Origin of the sequence: Massilia norwichensis (assembly GCF_024753245.1) — a bacterium.
Taxonomy (GTDB): Bacteria; Pseudomonadota; Gammaproteobacteria; order Burkholderiales; family Burkholderiaceae_D; genus Telluria; species Telluria norwichensis.
Genome location: NZ_JANUGX010000026.1, coordinates 33,682 through 53,170 on the forward strand (window position 1 = coordinate 33,682; position 19,489 = coordinate 53,170).

A 19,489-nucleotide genomic window follows, 5' to 3' on the forward strand; every position below is an offset into this window, starting at 1 on the left:
GTGCTGCACCGCACCTTAACGATGATTGACGGCATCTTGCACCGCCATGTGCGCTTCCGAACAGACGAGGGGCTTGCCGTGGCTCACGCTGGCGTCATCGCGCCCAGCAGGACATTCGGGCGATACCTTTCAGGACGGCGTACAGCTATGGACAAAGAAAGCGGTCATGAACCCAAGACCCCGGCCGGCGGCTGGGGATCGCTGAAGGAAGTCAGCCACATCCTGCTCGAGGAAAAAGTGCCGCCGCAGCGCGCGGCGCTGCTGCTCAAGCAGAACAAACCGGACGGCTACGCCTGCGTCAGCTGCGCCTGGGCCAAGCCGGCACACCCGCATCCGGCGGAATTTTGCGAAAGCGGCGCCAAGGCCACCGCCTGGGAGGTCACCAGCAAGCGCATCGACGCCGATTTCTTCGCCAGCCACACGGTACGCGAACTCGAAGCCTGGCACGACCACGATCTGGAAGCGGCCGGCCGCATCACGGTGCCGCTGCGCTACGACGCCGCCTCGGACCGCTATCTCGAAATCTCGTGGAGTCAGGCCTTCAGCGAGATCGGCGCGCAGCTGCGCCAGCTCGATCCGAAAAGCGTGGTGTTCTACAGCTCCGGTCGCGCCTCTCTGGAAACTTCCTATATGTACCAGCTGTTCGCGCGCATGTACGGCAACAACAACCTGCCGGACAGCTCGAACATGTGCCACGAAAGCACCTCGGTGGCGCTGCCCAAGAGCATCGGCGTGCCGATCGGCACCGTGGTGCTCGACGATTTCGAAAAGACCGACTGCATCCTGTTCTTCGGCCAGAACGTGGGCGTGAACAGCCCGCGCATGCTGCACCAGCTGCAGGAAGCCCGCAAGCGCGGCGTGCCCATCATCACCTTCAACCCGCTGCGCGAGCGCGGCCTGGTCAGCTTCACCAACCCGCAATCGCCGGTCGAGATGCTGACGGGGTCGGAGACACCGATCAGCACCCAGTACCACCAGCTGAAAGCCGGCGGCGACACGGCCGCACTGATGGGCCTGTGCAAGGCGGTGCTGGAAGAAGACGACGCGGCGGAGAAGCGCGGCGATCCGCCGGCGCTGGACCGGGCCTTCCTTGCGGAACATACCCATGGCTTCGGCGCGCTGGCGGAAAAGCTGCGTGCCACTACCTGGAGCGAGATCGAACAGGAGGCGGGGCTGGACCGCGCCGACATCCGCGATGCGGCACGCGTCTACATGGCCTCGCAGGCGGTGATCGGCATCTACGGCATGGGCCTGACCCAGCACCGCAACGGCGTGCAGAACATCCAGATGCTGGTCAACCTGCTGCTCATGCGCGGCAACATCGGCAAACCAGGCGCCGGCATCTGCCCGGTGCGCGGGCACTCGAACGTGCAGGGCCAGCGCACGGTCGGTATCACCGAAAAGCCGGAGCTGGCGCCGCTCGACAAGCTGAAGGCACAGTACGGCTTCGAGCCGCCGCGCGAGAAGGGCCTGAACACGGTCGAGGCCTGCGAAGGGATCCGCGACGGCAAGATCAAGGCCCTGGTCAGCCTGGGCGGCAACCTGGTGCGCGCCGTACCCGAGCACGGGCTGATGGAAGCGCCCTGGCGCAATCTGCCCCTGAGCGTGCAGATCTCGACCAAGCTGAACCGTAGCCACCTGGTGCATGGCCAGGCGGCTTACATCCTGCCCTGCCTGGGCCGGATCGAGATCGACCGCCAGGGTGGCGTCGAGCAGGCGGTGTCGATCGAGGATTCGACCGGGTGCATGCACGGCTCGCGCGGCTACGCCGAGCCGGCAGCCGGCACGCTGCTGTCGGAACCGGCCATCGTCGCCGGCCTGGCCAAGGCCACGCTGGCGCCGAACCCGAAGGTCGACTGGGATGCCTGGGTGGCGGACTACAGCAGGATCCGCGACGCCATCGCCGAGACTTACCCGGAGATCTTCCACGATTTTAACCAGCGCATGTGGACCCCGGGCGGCTTCCGCAAGCCGGTCGCGGCCGCCAAGCGCGAATGGAAGACGCCGACCGGCAAGGCCAACTTCACGGTGCCGGACAGCCTGAAGGTGGATCCGGACCTGCCCGACCGCGAAGGCACGCTGCGCCTGTTCACGGTGCGCAGCGACGGCCAGTTCAACACCACGATCTACAGCCTCGACGACCGCTTCCGCGGCGTGACCGGCGACCGCATGGTGGTCTTCATGTCGAAGGCCGACATGGACGCGCGCGGCCTCCAGGACGGCGCCAAGGTCAGTGCGCTCACCGCCACCGACGACGGCGTCGAGCGGCGCGTGGATGGCTTGACGGTGATGCAGTATCCGGTGCCGCGCGGTTGCATCGCCGGTTACTACCCCGAATGCAATCCCTTGATTCCGCTCTGGCATTACGCGAAGGACAGCCATGTGCCGGCGGCCAAGTCGATTGCAGTGCGGATCGAGGCGGCGCAATGATAGGAGATGCCATGAAAGATGTGAGGGTCAATGTGAGCGTGAACGTTGGCGTCGATGCCGCGAGTGTGGTCCTGCTGCTGGCTTCCGCTGCGGCGGCGCTGTTCATGTACAAGGAACACAAGCAGGAAAAGCTGAAATCCACGGCATCATGAGCAAACTCGACCAGGAAGACCGGGACGAACTCCCGGGCCGGCAATACGCCTTTCCGAAACAGCGCAAGGAACCGCTGGAAGACGCGAGCCACGTGCGCAATGCGATTGCACGTTTCAAGCAGGTGAAGGACGTGAGCGACGCCGAGCGCGACGAAGCCTGGCAGCGCATCCGCGCCGCGGCGAAGAAATTCGATGTGGAGCTGAACGAGAGCGACTGGCGCGAGATTGGCTGAGCCTCGCGCCGGCGCTCAGCGCTTCTGTTCGCGGCAGGCGTTCGCGTAGGCCTCCGTATAAGGCTTGTCGAAGCAGTTTTCCAGGCCCTCGACCACGTCGATGTTGAGCGGCCAGCGCATCTTGCGCTTGGTGCCGTCGTCAAACTCGAGTTCCATATAGCCATCGACGACAGGCGGTATGCCGGCGCCCGTCGGCGCCGGGGTGGCCGCCAGACGTGCCCTGGCCTGGGCAAACGCAGCCCGGTCCCGGCGCAAGAAGGCAATCGTCGCCTCGACATACGGGTTCCAGCCGGCCTTGTCCTCGCCCGCGGGCTTGTACGCCCTCTGCATCAGCGCTGCCGCCTCGGGATATTGCCCGGCCTCGGCGCGCAACTGTGCCTCGTGCCAAAACAGCAGTCCCGACTTGTTGCCGTGCGCTTCGCTGTAGGCGTGCACCAGGTCGGCCGCCACCAGGGTGCAGCCCGGGATCGCCGATAGTGCCCGCCATCCTCCCGCCATGTCCTGGTCGAACTGGTCTTCATTCAGGGCCAGCAGGCGTACGCGGTCGTGGGCGCAGGCTGGCGGGGGCGCTGCCTGTGCACAGGCTGTGCCGCAAGCGGCGAGAAGCATCCAGGAGAGCGCGAAATTAATGTGACGCATCACAAATTCCAATCAGTTGTTATCGAAGCAAAACCTTGCAAGCCGAATGCGCACAGCATACGGCGAGTTTCATGCGGAGAAATACGCGCTTTCTCACCGGAGAGCGATGACGCTGACATAAACCCTTGATCCGACTATAATTTCCGCCTTTCGCACCATCTGCACAAAGGCCGTCATGTCACTGCTCGCCCACCAGCTCGAACTGCTGTCCCCCGCCAAAACCGCCGAGATCGGCCGCGAAGCCATCCTGCACGGCGCCGACGCGGTGTACATTGGCGGCCCGGCCTTCGGCGCCCGCCATAACGCCAGCAATCCGCTGGAGGACATCGCCGCCCTGGTCGAATTCGCGCACCGCTACCGCTCGCGCATCTTCGTAACCATGAACACGATCATGCACGACGCCGAGCTGGAAACCGCGCGCCGCCAGATCTGGGACCTGTACAACGCCGGCGTCGACGCGCTGATCATCCAGGACATGGGCCTGCTCGAGATGGACCTGCCGCCGATCCAGATGCACGCCTCGACCCAGTGCGACATCCGCACGGTCGAGAAGGCGAAGTTCCTGTCCCAGGTTGGCTTCTCGCAGCTGGTGCTGGCGCGCGAGCTGACAATCGAAAAGATCAAGGCGATCCGCGCCGAGGTCGACACGCCCCTGGAGTACTTTATTCACGGCGCCCTGTGCGTGGCCTTCTCGGGCCAGTGCTACATCTCGCACGCCGACAACGGCCGCAGCGCCAACCGCGGCGACTGCTCGCAGGCCTGCCGCCTGCCGTACACCTTGTCCGATGGCCAGGGCCGCGTCGTCGCCTTCGAAAAGCACCTGCTGTCGATGAAGGACAACGACCAGAGCCGCAACCTGGAAGCGCTGGTCGATGCCGGCATCCGCTCGTTCAAGATCGAGGGTCGCTACAAGGACATGGGCTATGTGAAGAACATCACCGCCCACTACCGCCTGCTGCTGGACGAGATCCTGGAACGCCGTCCGGAACTGGCTGCCGCCTCCAGCGGCCGCACGAATATCCTGTTCACGCCGGATGTCGACAAGAACTTCCACCGCGGTCACACCGATTATTTCGCCACCGGCCGCAAGGACAACATCGGCGCCTTCGACACGCCCAAGTACGTGGGCGTCGAGCTGGGCACCGTGACGCGCATCGGCGGCGACAACTTCGACCTGCTGACTAACGCGCCGATGGCCAACGGCGACGGCCTGAACTACATGCACAAGCGCGAGACGGTCGGCATCCAGGCCAATACCGTGCAAAAGCTCGGCGAGGATGCCGAAGGTCAGCGCTGGCGCGTGTTCCCGAACGAGAAGGTAGCGAGCCTGGCCGGCCTGAAAGTCGGCACGCCGATCAGCCGCAACCGCGACCACCAGTGGGAATCGGCGCTGACCAAGAAGTCGTCCGAGCGCCGGGTGGCGGTGGATCTGGCGCTGTCGGAAGTCGAAGGCGGCCTGCGCCTGACTGTCACCGACGAAGACGGGATCACCAGCCACGCCGATGCCGCCCTGGTCCTGCAGCCGGCCCAGCAGGCGGAAGCAGCCGAAGCCGGCCTGCGCACCAGCCTGGGCAAGCTCGGCAACACCATGTTCGAGGCGCGCAGCATCGCACTGGCGCTGTCGCAGCCCTGGTTCGTGCCTTCCAGCGCCATCAACGCGCTGCGCCGCGATGCCATCGCCGCCCACGAAGCTGCGCGCCTGGCCGGCTGGGAGCGTCCGGAGCGCGCCCAGGCCGCCGAGCCGCCGGCCGTGTACCCGGAAGCGCAGCTGAGCTACCTGGCCAACGTCTATAACGAAAAGGCACGCGCCTTCTACCACAAGCACGGCGTGCAGCTGATCGCCGCGGCCTACGAGGCGCACGAAGAGCCCGGCGAAGTCTCGCTGATGATCACCAAGCACTGCCTGCGCTTCTCCTTCAACCTCTGCCCGAAGCAGGCCAAGGGTGTGCAGGGCGTACAGGGCCAGGTTCGCGCCGAACCGATGACGCTGGTGAGCGGCGACGAGCGCTATACGCTGAAGTTCGACTGCAAGCCCTGCGAGATGCACATCATCGGCGCGATGAAACCGCATATCCTGAACTCGCCGCCGCCCTCGGCCATTCCGTACAGCCCGCTGGTGTTCCACAAGACCCGTCCGCGCGCCTGAGCCCGAACGTTCAAGCATCCACGCCAGCGTCGTCCACAAGGCGCTGGCACTTCCAGTCACCTGCAGTACCTGCTGAACCCAGTCGTTCAGTATCTTATTCCTCACACATTCTCACGCTGCCGGCACCTCGCCGGCACGCCGGGCGTGTCCGCGCCCAGCGTTTTATCGCCCTTTACAGATGAGCTGCCGGTCGGGTTCATCCATGCTTTCTCCCTCTGTGCACGTGGGATCGTATCGTCCGACACGGTTCAGGATCGCGCGGCATAATATTGCATAAACGCCAATTGACGAATGTTTATTTCCTATCGGCTATTGAGCTACTGGCATTTTTACAGTTAGTTACAATCCGCGAGAAAGCTTTGCCGGTCTTCATGCATGTCAGCCGCGGCGAGAGGACCGGCCGACCGTTTTACATGGAGGATGGATGGCCCATAAACGCCTGCTGTGCATCACCCCCGGGCATATGGATACGGACGCGCTATTGCGCGACACCATGCCGGAGTGGGAGATCTGCAGCGTGACCAGCCTCGCCGAAGCCGGGCGAGAACTACGCAACAACCAATATCTTGTCGGCCTGCTCGTGCACGACCGCGAACAGCAGCGCCCGAGCGATGTCGACGCCTTCCTGCGCCGTCACAGCAATATGCAATGGGTGGGGGTGTTCAACCATCGCGACCTTGAATCGACTTCCTGCCGCGACCTCGTGGTGGAGCACTTGTGCGACTACCACACGGCACCGGCCGACCCGGTCCGTCTGTCGCACACCCTTGGGCATGCGCACGGCTGGGCGATGCTCAAGCGCCGTCGCCAGCAACTGATCGACCATGGGCACAAGGATTCGCCGCTGATCGGCCATTGCGATGCGATCGTGCGCCTGCGCGCGCAGATCGACCGCGTCGCCAAGGTCGCCGCGCCGGTGCTGATCTGGGGCGAGAGCGGTAGCGGCAAGGAATTGACGGCACAGGCCATCCACGCCGAGTCCGAGCGCGCCAGCGGTCCCTTCGTGCCGATCAACTGCGGCGCGATCTCCCCTACCCTGATCCATTCCGAGCTGTTCGGCTACGAGCGCGGCGCGTTCACCGGCGCCACGCGCGGCAAGGCCGGCCTGATCGAATCGGCCGACGGCGGCACCCTGTTCCTCGACGAGATCGGCGACCTGCCGAAGGATCTGCAGGCCAACCTGCTGCGCTTCCTGCAGGAGAAGACCATCTGCCGGGTGGGCAGCACGCGCCAGATCCGGGTCGACGTGCGGGTGATCGCCGCTTCCCACGTGCAGTTGCAACAGGCCGTGAACAAGGGTGACTTCCGCGAAGACCTGTACTACCGCCTGGCCGTGCTGCCGGTGACGGTGCCGCCGCTGCGCGAACGGCGCGAAGACATCGTGGCGCTGGCCGAGCATTTCTTCCACGTGTATGCGGCAGAGAAGTCGCCGCGGCTGAAGGGCTTTTCGGACCGCGCGGTCGCCGCCATTCTCGACCACGACTGGCCGGGCAATGTGCGCGAATTGATCAACCGGGTGCGGCGCGCGATGGTGATGTCGGACGGCCGCCTGATCACGCCGGACGACCTGGGCCTGACCCGCGGCATACCTGCGCCGACGGCTGCCCTGGACGATACGCGCGCCCGGTCCGAGCGCACCGCACTGCGCGACTGCCTTGAGCGCAGCGGCCAGAACGTGAGCCGCGCGGCACGCGATCTGGGTGTATCGCGCACCACGATGTACCGCCTTCTGAGCAAGCACGGGATGCGTCCGTAACGCTTTAACAGCTGTAACAAGGTGTGACACTGTGTCCACCCGCCACGGTGCGTTGCCCGACACAAGTGGACACAACTGTACCGGAGTTGAAACACTTTATTAATAAATTCGGCAAATCATGCCGGATAAACTCTGACGGCGCCGTAGGACCAGACGGACAAAGTCAACAAAAACAAGTACTTAGCGGACTCATCTATGAAGCTGGCATTGGTTGTGCAATAGACAAAAGTGTCGGCGCTACAGCCGACCTATCACCAACCAATCAGACCCAGAGGGGAAATCGAATGAACAAGACTTTGCTCGTAACCGCCATCTCGCTCGCTTTCTCGCTGAGCGCACAGGCCGCCGATGACATCACGGCACGTGGCGGCAGCACCGTGACGTCGAACCGCAACATGACGACCACGAACACCGACAGTAGCGACCGCAGCAACAGCAGCATGAACTCGTCGAACAACGACAACAGCAGCCGCAACACGACTACGAGCACGTCGACCAACACCGACAGCAGCGACCGCAGCAACAACAGCATGAACTCGTCGAACAACGACAACAGCAGCCGTAACACGTCGACGAACACCTCGACCAACACGTCGACCAACACCGACAGCAGCGATCGCAGCAACAGCAGCACCAACTCGTCGAACAACGACAACAGCACCACCCGTACCAACACGAACACGAACACCAACACCAGCACGAACACCAACACGAACACCGACAGCAGCAACCGCAGCACCAACAACAGCGGCAACACTGCAACCACCAACACGTCGACCAACACCGACAGCAGCGACCGCAGCAACAACAGCACCAACTCGTCGAACAACGACAACAGCACCACCCGTAACACCACCCGCACCAACACCACCAACAACACCACCAACCGCGACTCCGGCAACGACAACAGCCAGCGCACCACCAGCACCACCAACACCACCCGCGACTCGAACAACACCGACAGCTCGGATCGTTCGAACAACTCGGACAACAGCGACAACAGCATCGGCAAGAACGGCACTTCGCGTTCCGCCGGCGTGGGTTCGGCAGCCTCCAACACCGGCAACGCCACCTCGAACATGTCGAATGCCTATAACACCTCGACCGCCAATGCCACCTCGAACCTGAGCGGCACCGTGTCGGGCAACACCGTCTCGGGCATCGGCAACGTCGCCTCCAACACCGGCAACGCCAACGGCGCCGGCGGTAACGGTGGCGCCGGCGCACAAGGCACCTCGGGCGGCGTCGCTGCCACCGGCGGCGCAGGCGCAGCGGCAGGCGCCGCCAACGGCGCACGCGGTGCGGCCGGCGGCATGGCCTCCAACGGTTCGGCCACCGCAGGCGGCGCTTCGTCGGGTTCCTCGACCAGCGGTGCCGGCGGCATGGGCGGCAGCAGCGCTGCTTCGACCACCGGCGCTGGCGGCTCGGGCGGCACCGGCGGCTTCGGCGGCGCTGGCGGTTCGGGTGCGAACGGCGGCGGCTCGTCGGCGACCGGCGGCTTCGGCGGCGCCAGCGGTGCCGGCGGCTCGGCTTCGGGCGGCAACGGCGGCTATGCCGGCGGCAACATGGGCGGTAACGGCGGCTACGCCGGCGGCGCCACCGCAGGTGCAGGCGGCGACGGCGGCCGTACCGGCATGGCAACCGGCGGTGCAGGCGGTGCAGGCGGCCGCGGCGCGGCAGGTGGCGCCGGTGCGGCAGGCGGCATGGGCGGCAACGGCGGCCTGGCTGGCGCCGGCGGCTCGGCTGGCAACGCAGGTGCCTCGACCGGCGACAACGGCGCTTCCAACGGTGCCGTGCGCGCCGGCGGCGGCTACGCTTCGAGCGGTGCAGGCGGCACCCCGGCCAGCGGCTCGGGCTCGGGCGCAGGCACTGACGGCACCATGGGTGCAGGCGGCGCCAGCGGCACCGCAACCGGCGGCTCGCACTCGGCAACTGGCGGCACCGTGACTTCGGGCGCCAACAGCTCGACCGCAGGCACCACCACCGGTGGCGCAGCAGGCACCGGCGGAGCAGGCGCAGCGGGCGGCGCAGGCGGCTCGGGTGCTGCAGGCGGTGCAGGTGCGGCAGGCGGCGCAGGCTCGTCGGCCACCAACACCGCAGGCGCTGGCGCAGCCGGCGGCGAAGCGACCGCAGGCACCGGCGGCGCCGGTTCGGGCCACGCCAGCACCGGCGGTGCCGGCGCGGGCAACACTGCCGGCGCCTCGGGTGCCGCAGGTGCGGGCGCATCGGGCACCTCGACTGCCGGCAACGGCGGCGCAGGCGCGGCTGGCGGCTCGGGTGCAGCCGGCGGCAACGGCGCAGCCAGCGGCTCGGCTTCGAACACTGCAGGCCTGGGCGGCGCAAGCGGCTCGGCAGGCTCGGGTGAAGCGACCGGCGGTGCAGCCACCAATGGCGGCTCGACCGGCGGCGCAGGCGGTGCAGGCGGTGCGGGTGGCTCGACCACCGGCGGCCGTGGCGGCGACCTGGCTGCGATCACCACCGGCTACGGCGCCAACGGTGCCGGCGGTGCGGGTGCAGGCGGCAACGGCGGCTCGAACAGCGTCAACGCAGGCACCTTCAACATGTCGAACAACATGAGCGGCGCCGGCCAGAACGCGGCAGGCATCATGGTGATCAGCCAGAACACCGGCATCTCTTCCCTGGTCCAGCAAAGCGTCAACGTCCAGAGCAACATGAACGTCGGCGGCCAGTAATCCTGGCATAAGTGAAACGGAAGCCGCGCCTTCGGGCGCGGTTTTCGCGGACCTGAAGTAGAAGAGCAAACGGGGGTAAAGAATGCAGCAATCATTCAACCAGGGAGTCGCCAGGCGCTTGTGCAGCATCGCTGTGCTCGCGCTGCTGTCGGCGCCGGCCTTTGCCGGACCGGCCGAAGTTCAGGCCGGCCAGGAAGGGGCAGCCCAGGCACCAGCCAGGCAGGATGCGAAGCTGGACGCCGCGGCACCCGCCAATGCCGGCCTCAGCCTCGATTTCGGCCCGGCGGCCGACCTCGACAAGCTCGAGCAGTCGCGCGGCGGCGCCGAGACCAAGAACGACATGAAGCTGGACGGTGTCGTGACCGGTAACAGCGCCACCAACGTCAGTACCGGTGCCAACATGATCGACAACGGTGCTTTCTCGAACATGTCCGGGATCCCGGTGGTCATCCAGAACAGCGGAGCGAACGTGCTGATCCAGAGTGCCACCATCATCAACGTGCAATTCAAATGAAGCTTAGCGCCCCGCTGATGCTGAATGCGCTGCTGTGCGCATCGATGGGCGCCACCTGCGCGAAGGCAGCCGACCTGCCGATCGTGGGTGGCGCCCGTTTTAACGTTCCCGTCCACAGCCTCAAGGAACTGAAATTCGTTTCCACGACCCGTCAGCAGTATGACTTCAGCTGCGGCTCGGCCGCGCTGGCCACCCTGCTGACTCACCACTAGCGATTGGCGTGAGCCTTGTCCTGGCGGCCTTTCCCGCCGGCGCGCAGTCGCCCGATCTAATGGAACAGCTGAAGATCATGCGACAACAGCTGGAAGAACAACGCGCACGTGTCGACGCCCTCGAGCGTCAGCTGCGCGCCAACGGGGTCGCTGGCCCCTCGCAACTCGACAACATGCGCGGCACCGGCAACCCGCAGCAACCCGCCACGGCGACCGTACCGCTGGCCTCGCCGATCGCCGTGCCGGTGAGCGGCCAGGCCTCGGCAAGCGCGCCGGCGCCCGCCTCCGGCGCGTCGCTGGATCTGATGCGCGGCCTCGGCGGTGCCCCGATCGCCGATGCCGGTCAGCAGATGAACAATGGCAGCGCCCCGCCGCCGTCGCCGCAACCGATCAATAGCGGCAACACGGTCGGCCGTCCGCCCAGCGCGGAGAGCCGCGCGCCGCAGGTGGCGCCGATCTTCGAAAGCCCGGGCGTGCTGACGCCGCGCGGCAAACTGGTGTTCGAGCCCTCGCTGCAGTACGGCTATTCGTCGAGCAACCGCGTCGCCCTGATCGGCTACACGGTGATTCCAGCCCTGCTGATCGGCCTGCTGGACGTGCGCGAAGTCAAGCGCAACACCACCACCGGTGCCGCCACCTTCCGCTACGGCTTCGACAACCGCCTGGAACTGGAAGCCAAGATCCCCTATGTCTACCGCAGCGACGCCACTGTCAGCCGCGAGCTGTTCACCGGCACCGCCACCGAACGCGCCTTCAACACCAGCGGCAGCGGCGTCGGCGACGTCGAACTCGGCTGGCGCTACCAGCTGAACGACGGCGGCATCGACAAGCCCTATTACATTGCCGGCCTGCGCTTCAAGTCTCGCACCGGCCGCGACCCGTTCCAGGTCGTGACCGACTGCCAGACCCGCTGCGTGGGCGAGAACGTCACCGGCACCGGCCTGCCGCTGGACCTGCCGACCGGCTCCGGCTTCTACTCGATGCAGCCGAGCGTGACCTGGCTGTTGCCGTCCGACCCGGCGATCTTCTTCGGCAGCTTCAGCTACACCCACAACTTCAAGCGCGGCAATATCTACCGCACGGTGCTGAACGGCGAGAAGGAATACCTGGGCGAAGTGAAGCCGGGCGACGTGTTCGGCTTTAACTTCGGTATGGGCCTGGCGCTGAACGAGAAGGCCTCGTTCAGCATCGGCTACGACCACAACTCGGTGGGCCGCACCAAGCAAGGCGGCCAGGTGGTGCCGGGTTCGGTGCGCATGCAGCTGGGCACCCTGCTGCTGGGCTACTCCTACCGCCTGAGCGACAAGCGCACGCTGAACGTGTCCGTCGGCGCCGGCCTGACCCGCGATACGCCGGACGTCACGCTGATGGTCCGGATGCCGTTCTCGTTCTGACGCAAGCGCCAATGAAAACGGCGCGCCGCCCTCGCGGGCTGGCGCGCCGTTTTTATGTGACGCGTTCTTTTAAATGTAGTAGACCAGCGCAGCCAGGGCGATCACCAGACCGACCTTGGTGGCCTTGTAGGCGGTCTTGTTCCAGGCTTTATAGCGGCGGCGGTACTGGCCCATCACGAAAGAGATGCGGAACAGCTTGCTCACCAGGCCGGTCTGGTCGCCGCTTTCGTTCGGCGAAGCGGCGGCCGTCATCATGGTGCGGCCCAGCCAGCGGTTGATGCCGCCCATGCCGAAGCGCAGCGGACGCTCGACGTCGCAGAACAGGATCACGCGATCCCGGCCGCTGGTGTTCTCGGCCCAGTGGATGAAGGTCTCGTCGAAGATCACACCCTGCCCGTCGCGCCAGCTGTAGCGCTGGCCGTCGACTTCGATGAAGCAGCGGTCGTCGTTCGGCGTGGCCAGGCCCAGGTGGTAGCGCATCGAGCCGGCGAAGGGGTCGCGGTGCGGGTTCAGCCTGGCGCCATGCGGCAGCTCGGCGAACATCGCCGCCTTGACCGAGGGGATGCCCTGCAGCAGCGCATAGGTCTTCGGGCACAGGCGCTCGGCCGACGGGTGGCTGGCATCGTACCACTTCAGGTAGAAGCGCTTCCAGCCGGTCTTGAAGAAGGAGTTGAAGCCGGCGTCGTTGTTCTGCTCGGAGGCCTTGATTTTCTGCAGCGCGACCAGGTTCAGCGCTTCCTCGCGGATCACCTCCCAGTTCTCTTCCAGGACCTTGAGTTCGGGGAACTCGCGGACCGGGATGTAAGGCGTACTCGGCACCCGGGAGAACAGATGCATGAAGATATTGATCGGCGCCATGAACGACGAGTGGTCGAACAGCTGGCGGCCGAACGGGAGACGGACCTTACCGCGGAAATGGATATGCAGGACCGAAAGGATGAGAAAACCTACGACTGCCCACTTCATTACGCCTCCACATGCACCTGACTAAACGGAGCGCAAGGATACCATAGGCGAGGCACGGGCGTTCGCCGACCCTCCACCTATTCGGCGGAGCAGCCGGCGTCGAGCTGCGAATTGTCGCTATTATGTCAGTGCATCGTCGACGTGACGGCATAACCCTTCTCGGCCAGCTGGCCGCTCAGGTTCTGGATGTCGTAATCGTCGATCTGCTGGGCGTCGTCGTCCACCTCGACAGCGCGGGCTTCGACTTCCCAGTCGGTATTCGTGGCTTCCTCGGGAATGTTCTTGGTTTCGGGCACCGCCAGGTACGAGAACTTTCCGTCCTGTTCGGCTCTGCGGTAAATATCCAGACGCATAGTCGTATCCTTTCTAAGCATGGCTGAGGGATTCAAGCCATCAGTATGCCCACGATAGGCGAAGGACGGAGCACAGTCTGTTAACCGACGCACACTGGCTTAAGGACAGGAAACTCAACGTCCCGGCGAGGCGCCCAGCACCCGCGCCGGCAGCATGACGATGGCGCGCAGCAGCGCAAACACGGCCTCCACGCCAATGCCGAGCAGCCGGAACGGCAGCAGGATCAGCCAGACCACCGGATACAGGATCAGCGCCAGCAGGGCCAGCGGCCAGCACAGGAACAGCAAGACCAACCAGGCGAGGAATCCGAGCATCATGCGCTCCTTCAGGTAAGAGGATCTTCGATGCCGTGACTGTAATGACAAGCGTCCGGCCAGGCAAGCGGGATGCGATGGAATGCCGCCGGTGCGGATAAACGGAGAAAATCCGATGGTGAATGGCACGGACTGTGCCGGCTTCAAGCGTCTGCCAACACCTGCGCCAGTTCCGTCTTGTTGCGCAGTCCGAGCTTCACATACACCGCATGCAGTTGATTGCGCACCGTCGAGGGCGACACACTGAATTCGATGGCAATTTCCTTGTACGTCGCACCCGCGACGGCCATGGTGGCGACCCGCCATTCGGCTGCGCTAAGGGTGGGTGCAGCACGTCTTTGCAGGCGCACGAACATGAAATTGCCTGACAACGTCGCTGTCGCGCTCAGGCTGCCGGCACTGAAGCGACCGCGTGCCTTCAAGGCATCCATCAGTGCTTCCGGCACATGCGGCGGGCGCCAGTTCGGCCAGGCGGCGTCCAGTAGCTGATAGGCGGCGGGACTGGCGCTGAGCAGGACGCCATCGGTCGCCGCAACCGCGCAGGCCGGACCGGGGTCGCCCGTGTGCAGTCGGCGATTGATGCTGTTCGCGAGCAGCAGATGCGGCAAGACTTCATCGCCGCGCCGCGCCAGCCTGGCCGGATCGACGCTGCGCTTCAGCGCCCCCGCCCACAGCGTGACGGCATCCGTCAGCGTCCCGAACGGCACGCCCGGCGTCAGCGTGAAAACGTTCCACGAATCGTAGCGCCGGATATACCGCTCGAAGGATGGATCATGCGCATAGTCCCGCGAGCAGGTGTGGACGGTTCGACCACCGTTCGACAGGCTGTTGAGAATGGCCGGATCGCCGTCGGGCAGGTTTTCGCGGTCCCGCACGCGCTCCAGCGGGACGTCGTGACGGTGCAGGCTCAGGATGCGTGCCCGGCCTGCGGCCTCGAACGTGCCGTGGCCGAACATCCCGGAATGGACCGGCAGTACTTTGCGGACGACGCCAAACGCGACTTCGGCAAATTCGACCGGCGCCAGGTCCTGCGCGGCGGTATACAGCGCGAATAACGAGCGCTCGCTCATGCCGGCCGGCCTCGCCGCAAGGCGCTTTTCTGCATTGGGCCGTGAGTATCAATGCAATATGGATCAGGAAGCATCGCTGTCGAAAAGTTGTAATTAAACAATTATAACTCCACGTTCATGTTCTATTGACATGCTTCCTGCATCTTTCGATTAACGGGCTATCAAGCTTTCGATTTGCGCAGCTGGTCGGTGTCCAAAAAGAACAGCGTTTCGAACTTGCCGTCCTTCTTGACCCCGAATTCGAGCGCTTCGACATCCACGTCGAGACCCGCTTCGACGCCGTCCCGGTCGAGCAAAGGTGATCGGTCGCTGTTGAAACCCTTGATCCGGCCATAGACACGCATGATCGGCGTCTGCCCTTCGCGCATCGATTCGATTTCCTTCGCTTTCTCGAGGGGCACCCTGACGGTGAATTGCATATAGCCGTGGTTATCCCCTGTCAGCCCGAGCGTATCGAATACTGTCCGGTAACTCAGCGCGTAGCGGTATTTCTTGTCGGTGACATAGTTCACCACCCAGGACGAGCTGCGTTTCTGGATGACGATGTAATACTCGCCATTCGTCACGTCGGGCCCGCTGATCGCTACATCACTGCCGAGCACGCTGAAAAGAGCACGGTCGTTTTTCTGGTCCGCTGCAATGCTCGCCTTCAAGCGCTCGGCGGCGGCCTGCTTCGTGAATTCATTGCTCGCCTGCGATACCTCGGGATGCCCGATGCCTGCCAGGGTCACCCAATCGGGCTTCTCGCTGGATGTGGCATGGCGCATCCAGTTTGTCACGTATTGTTGGAAAGCCGCCTCGGGCAATTTGCGGTATTCCGCCTTGTTGGCTTCGGTGACCTCCTGCCGGATACAAGCGGCGTATTTCGGCGGCACCGCAAAGAGAGATGTCAGGGCGATGTTGCTGACGGTGCCAAACCGTTCGGTCTGCTTAAAATGCTGGGTCGGTTCCGCCGTCGCAGCAGCCGGCTCGGCTGCTGCGACCGGTTCGGCATCCTTCTTGCCGCAGGCCGATAACGTGAGTGCGGCGGCCACGGCGAGCGCCATGTAAGTCTGCTTGGATGTCATGTTTTTCCTGGGGCGTTTCAGTTGGGGGCGTGTTTCACGACGAGATTCGCGGCCGTGGTCGATTGGGGATTTGCATAGAGCGTGGTCAGCACGTCCCAGAACAAGGCTGGCACGTCAATGCCCACGCCAAAGCCGGGGAAATGGTTGGCAAGGCCGAGCGCATGGCCGAATTCATGCGTCACGATGGCTTGCGTAACGTCGCAATGACCATTTCCGAGATTGATGAATACCGGGCTCGATGTAATGCCGTTATCCACCCCCGGCATGATCATGCTGCCCTGGTTAGGCGCCGTCGAAACATTGGCGCAATAAGCCAGATAGTCCGTCGATCCAGGCGGCACAAAGGACGTGCCGTAACTGACGTGGATGTAATTGCCGCTGGCCGGAACGCTATTGCTGATATCGAGTACCAGCAAGCCGCTCAGCTTGGCATTGAGCTGGGACACGCTGGTGGCGACCTTGTTCGCATAATCCTGTTCGGTCGCGCTGGCGGCAGATGGCGGCGGAATATGGACTGTCACATGGCGCGCCGGCGCGCCTGCCCAGCGCCATGTACCAGGCAGCCGCCCGTTCGCGCCCGGAACGAAATCGATATTGCTCGACTGGATACTCGCGACTATTTGGGCATCGGTCACCGCTTGATTGGTACCGGCGTTTCCGGCGTCTGATTGGCCACCGCCGCAAGCGGATAAAAGCACCGCCATACCCAATACGCCAATCGATTGCATGAGTGTAGACATATTATTTGAAATGTTTTATGAAAAGAAATTCGCCTCGTATCGCGCAGAAATTATGCGACGAGTGCGGATGCAATTCCATGGAACGGATGTGCTAAAGACGCGGTGTGCAGCACTGCAGCGTCAATGCGTACGCGAATGCGCCATTCACGCGCTCGCGTGAAATGGGGTTAGTGACTAGGAGCGTGTGACAAGCGCCGGCGGTTCGCGGCAGTCACGCGAAGACGGGGACCGCGGGCGCGGCCGTCTTTGCATCGGGAGAGGATAAGGAGGAGGCGCCGGCCCGGAACCGCCGTGCGCCCAACATATTTCAGGTGCGGATCGTCGCTCAGGCGAATGCTGCAGCCTGTTCGCACACGCCCTCTTGCGCCACCTGCTCTTCGAAGCGCGCCACGACCTCGGCACGGATCGACGCTTCCAGCGATGGAATCGAGCCGCCGCAGCGGTAAGCAAAGCTGACCTGGACCACGTCGCCGGCCCTGACGTCCAGCGGACGCGCCAGCGGCAGCATCATGTAATGGTTCAGCCAGTCGATCGTCGCGCCGACTTCCTCGACGATGGACAGCACGTTCTTGGTGATGAAGCGCAGCGCGTTCAGGCGGCCGGCCTTTTCGATCAGGAAGCGGCCTTCCCAGGCGACGTTCATGTCGGTCGGCTGGCTGAAGTCCATGATGCTGTACACGCCCGGCTGGGCCAGCTCGAGGGTGCCTGGATAGATGACGTTGGTCGGCTGGAACTGCACGATCGGGGCGTGGAAGCCTTCGAAATCGTATTCCTGCTGCAGCGGCTGGGCCGCCATGATGACGGCTTCCGGCAGGAACACCGGCAGCGGGCCGCCGAAGCGCGCCAGGTAGCGGCGCTTGAAGGATTCCATCATCTCGACCTGCTTTTCGCGCAGCATGCCGACATGGATCATCTCGCAGATCACGACGTCGACCGGCTCCGGCGGCAGGTATTCGAAGGCGTCGGCGTGGACCACCTCGACCTTGTGGCCGTTCTGGTTCATGGCCAGGAACTTGCGCGCTTCACGCACCATGTCCGGGTTGAACTCGACGCAGTAGACCTTGTCCGCGGCCTGGGCTGCGAAGAAGGACAGCACGCCGGTGCCGCCGCCCAGTTCCAGCACTTTCATGCCCGGCTTGACCGCGTGGAAAATGGCCGACTTGAAGCTGTGCATGCGATTCTGGTCCATCAGCATGTTGTGGTGATAATGGACCGGGATGAACTGCCCCAGATAGCAGCTCTCGATTTCGCGTTCGTTCAGCATATTGTTCCTCGTTGTCAGCCCCGCGGTGCTTGCCGGCGCCATGTTTGGTGATGGAGGAATTATCTGCAAGAAACACTTTGCTTGATGCGCCGAGGTGACGCCTCTTTCCGGTCCAATTTACCGAATTGGTGCCTGAGAAAAATAATTCCAATCGGCAATTTACATATTTACATAGCGCCGAGGAATTGCGTACCATGGAGCCATCCCTTGAAAAGCGTCGGCCCAACGATCATGCATCCCACCATTGCCTCACTTTCGTCAAACATCGCCGACCTTCTTCTCGACGTCATCTTCCTGATCAACGCTGCCGGGATCGTGGTGGACGTCAGTACCGGTTGCCGGCAACTGCTCGGCTACGAGCCCGAACAGCTCAAGGGCCGGTACCTCTTCGACTTCGTTGCCGAGGAGGATCGCACGCGCACGCGCGAAGAGGCCGCCCGGGTGCAGGCCGGCATCGAGCGGATCGGCTTCGAAAACCGTTACCGGCGCCAGGACGGCAGCCTGGTGGATATCATGTGGTCGGCGCGCCGCATCGATGCGCTGGACCTGCGTATCGGCGTGGCGCGCGATATCACCACCCGCAAGCAGGCGGAACGGCGGCAGGCCACCCTGTATGCCATATCGGAAGCGGCGCACCAGGCGCCCGACCTGCCCAGCTTGTGCGGCCGCATTCACGCAGTGCTCGATGAACTGGTCGGGGTCGCCGGCATGGCGGTCGTCATCGAGGATGCCCTCGGCGGCAGCCATGCCATCTACCGGTCGGCAGCGGAAGGACTGTGGCCCACCGGCAGCCGTGCGGTACGCTGGGCCGATACGCTGCTACCCGACGGCTGCATGGCGATCGAGTTGCGCGGCCAGGCCGGCATCGTCGGCGGCCTGCTGTTGCGGACGCGCAGCGGCAGGCCCTACCCGACGCTCGACCGCGAGCTACTGCAGTTCACGGCAGGACAAATCGGGATGGCGCTCGAACGCAAACGGCTGCAGGACGAACTCCTGCGCCATGCCTGCCATGACGAGCTCACCGGGCTGCCCAACCGCTATCTGTTTTTCGACCGCATCAATACCGCCTTGTCGCGAGCCCAGCGCAGCGGCGCGCGGATGGGCTTGCTCTACGTCGACGTCGACGATTTCAAGCAGGTCAACGACCGTCATGGACATGCTGCGGGTGACCTGGTGCTGCGTGAAGTGGCGGCGCGCCTGGCCCGTTGCGCGCGCCGTACCGACACGGTGGCGCGCCTTGGCGGCGATGAATTCGTGCTGATTCTGGAAGACCTGGGCACGCCCCACGACGCCGAGCGCATCACGCACCAGCTGTTGGCGGAAATGGCTGCGCCGCTGCTGCTGGATGGCGCCGAACTGCACATCCGTACCAGTATAGGCAGCGCATTGTTCCCCGAACACGGTACGCAGATCGAAGCGCTGCTCAAGCATGCCGACATGAATATGTACCACCGAAAGCGCGAGCGAAAATCGGCGCATGCAGAGGAAACCGCCGAGCGCGCGAACACCGTCGCGGCGGCGGGCTGAATCCGCGCTGCCGCGCGG

The 19,489-nt window shown here is 64.2% G+C and carries 18 protein-coding genes; 10 read left to right on the forward strand and 8 right to left on the reverse strand.

Features of this window, described 5'->3' with window-relative positions; translation table 11 throughout:
- Window positions 1–147: 147 nt before the first annotated feature.
- Genes NX782_RS19455 through NX782_RS19465 form a run of 3 tightly spaced genes read left to right on the forward strand, consistent with a single transcriptional unit; the run spans window position 148 to window position 2,815 of the window.
- Window positions 148–2,430, forward strand: a complete 2,283-nt coding sequence (locus NX782_RS19455; protein WP_258847140.1) for an FdhF/YdeP family oxidoreductase — start codon at window positions 148–150, stop codon at window positions 2,428–2,430.
- Between the two features lie 11 nt (window positions 2,431–2,441).
- Complete coding sequence (locus NX782_RS19460) at window positions 2,442–2,582, forward strand: hypothetical protein (protein WP_258847141.1); 141 nt, start codon at window positions 2,442–2,444, stop codon at window positions 2,580–2,582.
- Window positions 2,579–2,815, forward strand: coding sequence for a DUF6582 domain-containing protein (locus tag NX782_RS19465; protein ID WP_258847142.1), 237 nt, complete (start codon window positions 2,579–2,581; stop codon window positions 2,813–2,815). The genes NX782_RS19460 and NX782_RS19465 overlap by 4 nt, the downstream gene beginning before the upstream one ends.
- A 15-nt stretch (window positions 2,816–2,830) precedes the next feature.
- Here the strand turns inward: NX782_RS19465 and NX782_RS19470 are convergent, their stop codons facing one another.
- A complete protein-coding gene (locus tag NX782_RS19470) occupies window positions 2,831–3,454 on the reverse strand; it encodes a hypothetical protein (RefSeq protein WP_258847143.1) in 624 nt (207 codons plus the stop codon).
- 175 nt (window positions 3,455–3,629) lie between these two features.
- Between NX782_RS19470 and NX782_RS19475 the strand changes: the two genes are divergently transcribed.
- The 6 genes from NX782_RS19475 to NX782_RS19500 all read left to right on the forward strand — a co-directional run bounded on the left by NX782_RS19475 (window position 3,630) and on the right by NX782_RS19500 (window position 12,169).
- Complete coding sequence (locus NX782_RS19475; protein WP_258847144.1) at window positions 3,630–5,600, forward strand: peptidase U32 family protein; 1,971 nt, start codon at window positions 3,630–3,632, stop codon at window positions 5,598–5,600.
- Between the two features lie 424 nt (window positions 5,601–6,024).
- The gene (locus NX782_RS19480; RefSeq protein ID WP_258847145.1) at window positions 6,025–7,356 is read left to right on the forward strand and encodes a sigma-54 dependent transcriptional regulator; all 1,332 of its coding nucleotides are present in this window, start codon (window positions 6,025–6,027) and stop codon (window positions 7,354–7,356) included.
- A 284-nt stretch (window positions 7,357–7,640) separates the two neighbouring features.
- Complete coding sequence (locus tag NX782_RS19485) at window positions 7,641–10,049, forward strand: hypothetical protein (RefSeq protein ID WP_258847146.1); 2,409 nt, start codon at window positions 7,641–7,643, stop codon at window positions 10,047–10,049.
- A gap of 82 nt (window positions 10,050–10,131) precedes the next feature.
- The gene (locus NX782_RS19490; protein WP_258847147.1) at window positions 10,132–10,563 is read left to right on the forward strand and encodes a hypothetical protein; all 432 of its coding nucleotides are present in this window, start codon (window positions 10,132–10,134) and stop codon (window positions 10,561–10,563) included.
- Window positions 10,560–10,775: a hypothetical protein gene (locus NX782_RS19495; protein ID WP_370661813.1), complete on the forward strand. Its 216-nt coding sequence runs from the start codon at window positions 10,560–10,562 to the stop codon at window positions 10,773–10,775. The genes NX782_RS19490 and NX782_RS19495 overlap by 4 nt, the downstream gene beginning before the upstream one ends.
- A 59-nt stretch (window positions 10,776–10,834) precedes the next feature.
- On the forward strand, window positions 10,835–12,169 hold the full coding sequence (locus tag NX782_RS19500; RefSeq protein WP_308633040.1) for an acetate kinase: 1,335 nt from the start codon (window positions 10,835–10,837) through the stop codon (window positions 12,167–12,169).
- Window positions 12,170–12,238: 69 nt separating this feature from the next.
- On the opposite strand, the gene lpxO is transcribed toward NX782_RS19500, so the two are convergent.
- The 7 genes from lpxO to NX782_RS19535 all read right to left on the reverse strand — a co-directional run bounded on the left by lpxO (window position 12,239) and on the right by NX782_RS19535 (window position 17,944).
- On the reverse strand, window positions 12,239–13,135 hold the full coding sequence (gene lpxO, locus NX782_RS19505; RefSeq protein ID WP_258847149.1) for a lipid A hydroxylase LpxO: 897 nt from the start codon (window positions 13,133–13,135) through the stop codon (window positions 12,239–12,241).
- A 125-nt stretch (window positions 13,136–13,260) separates the two neighbouring features.
- Window positions 13,261–13,488, reverse strand: coding sequence for a DUF6139 family protein (locus NX782_RS19510; RefSeq protein WP_258847150.1), 228 nt, complete (start codon window positions 13,486–13,488; stop codon window positions 13,261–13,263).
- A gap of 114 nt (window positions 13,489–13,602) precedes the next feature.
- Complete coding sequence (locus tag NX782_RS19515; protein WP_258847203.1) at window positions 13,603–13,803, reverse strand: hypothetical protein; 201 nt, start codon at window positions 13,801–13,803, stop codon at window positions 13,603–13,605.
- 143 nt (window positions 13,804–13,946) lie between these two features.
- Window positions 13,947–14,873, reverse strand: a complete 927-nt coding sequence (locus NX782_RS19520; protein WP_258847151.1) for a helix-turn-helix transcriptional regulator — start codon at window positions 14,871–14,873, stop codon at window positions 13,947–13,949.
- A gap of 161 nt (window positions 14,874–15,034) precedes the next feature.
- On the reverse strand, window positions 15,035–15,940 hold the full coding sequence (locus NX782_RS19525; protein WP_258847152.1) for a hypothetical protein: 906 nt from the start codon (window positions 15,938–15,940) through the stop codon (window positions 15,035–15,037).
- Window positions 15,941–15,957: 17 nt separating this feature from the next.
- Window positions 15,958–16,668, reverse strand: coding sequence for a zinc metalloprotease (locus NX782_RS19530; RefSeq protein ID WP_258847153.1), 711 nt, complete (start codon window positions 16,666–16,668; stop codon window positions 15,958–15,960).
- A gap of 337 nt (window positions 16,669–17,005) precedes the next feature.
- On the reverse strand, window positions 17,006–17,944 hold the full coding sequence (locus tag NX782_RS19535; protein ID WP_258847154.1) for a class I SAM-dependent methyltransferase: 939 nt from the start codon (window positions 17,942–17,944) through the stop codon (window positions 17,006–17,008).
- 207 nt (window positions 17,945–18,151) lie between these two features.
- Here NX782_RS19535 and NX782_RS19540 point away from each other — a divergent pair, with 207 nt between their 5' ends.
- Window positions 18,152–19,471 (forward strand): GGDEF domain-containing protein, encoded by a 1,320-nt coding sequence (locus tag NX782_RS19540; protein ID WP_258847155.1) that lies wholly within the window; start codon window positions 18,152–18,154, stop codon window positions 19,469–19,471.
- Window positions 19,472–19,489: the final 18 nt, after the last annotated feature.

What these genes read in the sequence shown, in the direction of transcription:
- NX782_RS19485 (WP_258847146.1), top strand. Translation starts at nt 7,641, where the DNA reads ATGAACAAGACTTTGCTCGTAACCGCCATCTCGCTCGCTTTCTCGCTG.
- NX782_RS19520 (WP_258847151.1), bottom strand. Translation starts at nt 14,873, where the DNA reads ATGAGCGAGCGCTCGTTATTCGCGCTGTATACCGCCGCGCAGGACCTG.
- NX782_RS19510 (WP_258847150.1), bottom strand. Translation starts at nt 13,488, where the DNA reads ATGCGTCTGGATATTTACCGCAGAGCCGAACAGGACGGAAAGTTCTCG.
- NX782_RS19475 (WP_258847144.1), top strand. Translation starts at nt 3,630, where the DNA reads ATGTCACTGCTCGCCCACCAGCTCGAACTGCTGTCCCCCGCCAAAACC.
- NX782_RS19460 (WP_258847141.1), top strand. Translation starts at nt 2,442, where the DNA reads ATGAAAGATGTGAGGGTCAATGTGAGCGTGAACGTTGGCGTCGATGCC.
- NX782_RS19480 (WP_258847145.1), top strand. Translation starts at nt 6,025, where the DNA reads ATGGCCCATAAACGCCTGCTGTGCATCACCCCCGGGCATATGGATACG.
- NX782_RS19530 (WP_258847153.1), bottom strand. Translation starts at nt 16,668, where the DNA reads ATGCAATCGATTGGCGTATTGGGTATGGCGGTGCTTTTATCCGCTTGC.
- lpxO (WP_258847149.1), bottom strand. Translation starts at nt 13,135, where the DNA reads ATGAAGTGGGCAGTCGTAGGTTTTCTCATCCTTTCGGTCCTGCATATC.
- NX782_RS19490 (WP_258847147.1), top strand. Translation starts at nt 10,132, where the DNA reads ATGCAGCAATCATTCAACCAGGGAGTCGCCAGGCGCTTGTGCAGCATC.
- NX782_RS19495 (WP_370661813.1), top strand. Translation starts at nt 10,560, where the DNA reads ATGAAGCTTAGCGCCCCGCTGATGCTGAATGCGCTGCTGTGCGCATCG.
- NX782_RS19470 (WP_258847143.1), bottom strand. Translation starts at nt 3,454, where the DNA reads ATGCGTCACATTAATTTCGCGCTCTCCTGGATGCTTCTCGCCGCTTGC.
- NX782_RS19535 (WP_258847154.1), bottom strand. Translation starts at nt 17,944, where the DNA reads ATGCTGAACGAACGCGAAATCGAGAGCTGCTATCTGGGGCAGTTCATC.
- NX782_RS19455 (WP_258847140.1), top strand. Translation starts at nt 148, where the DNA reads ATGGACAAAGAAAGCGGTCATGAACCCAAGACCCCGGCCGGCGGCTGG.
- NX782_RS19515 (WP_258847203.1), bottom strand. Translation starts at nt 13,803, where the DNA reads ATGCTCGGATTCCTCGCCTGGTTGGTCTTGCTGTTCCTGTGCTGGCCG.
- NX782_RS19465 (WP_258847142.1), top strand. Translation starts at nt 2,579, where the DNA reads ATGAGCAAACTCGACCAGGAAGACCGGGACGAACTCCCGGGCCGGCAA.
- NX782_RS19525 (WP_258847152.1), bottom strand. Translation starts at nt 15,940, where the DNA reads ATGACATCCAAGCAGACTTACATGGCGCTCGCCGTGGCCGCCGCACTC.
- NX782_RS19500 (WP_308633040.1), top strand. Translation starts at nt 10,835, where the DNA reads ATGGAACAGCTGAAGATCATGCGACAACAGCTGGAAGAACAACGCGCA.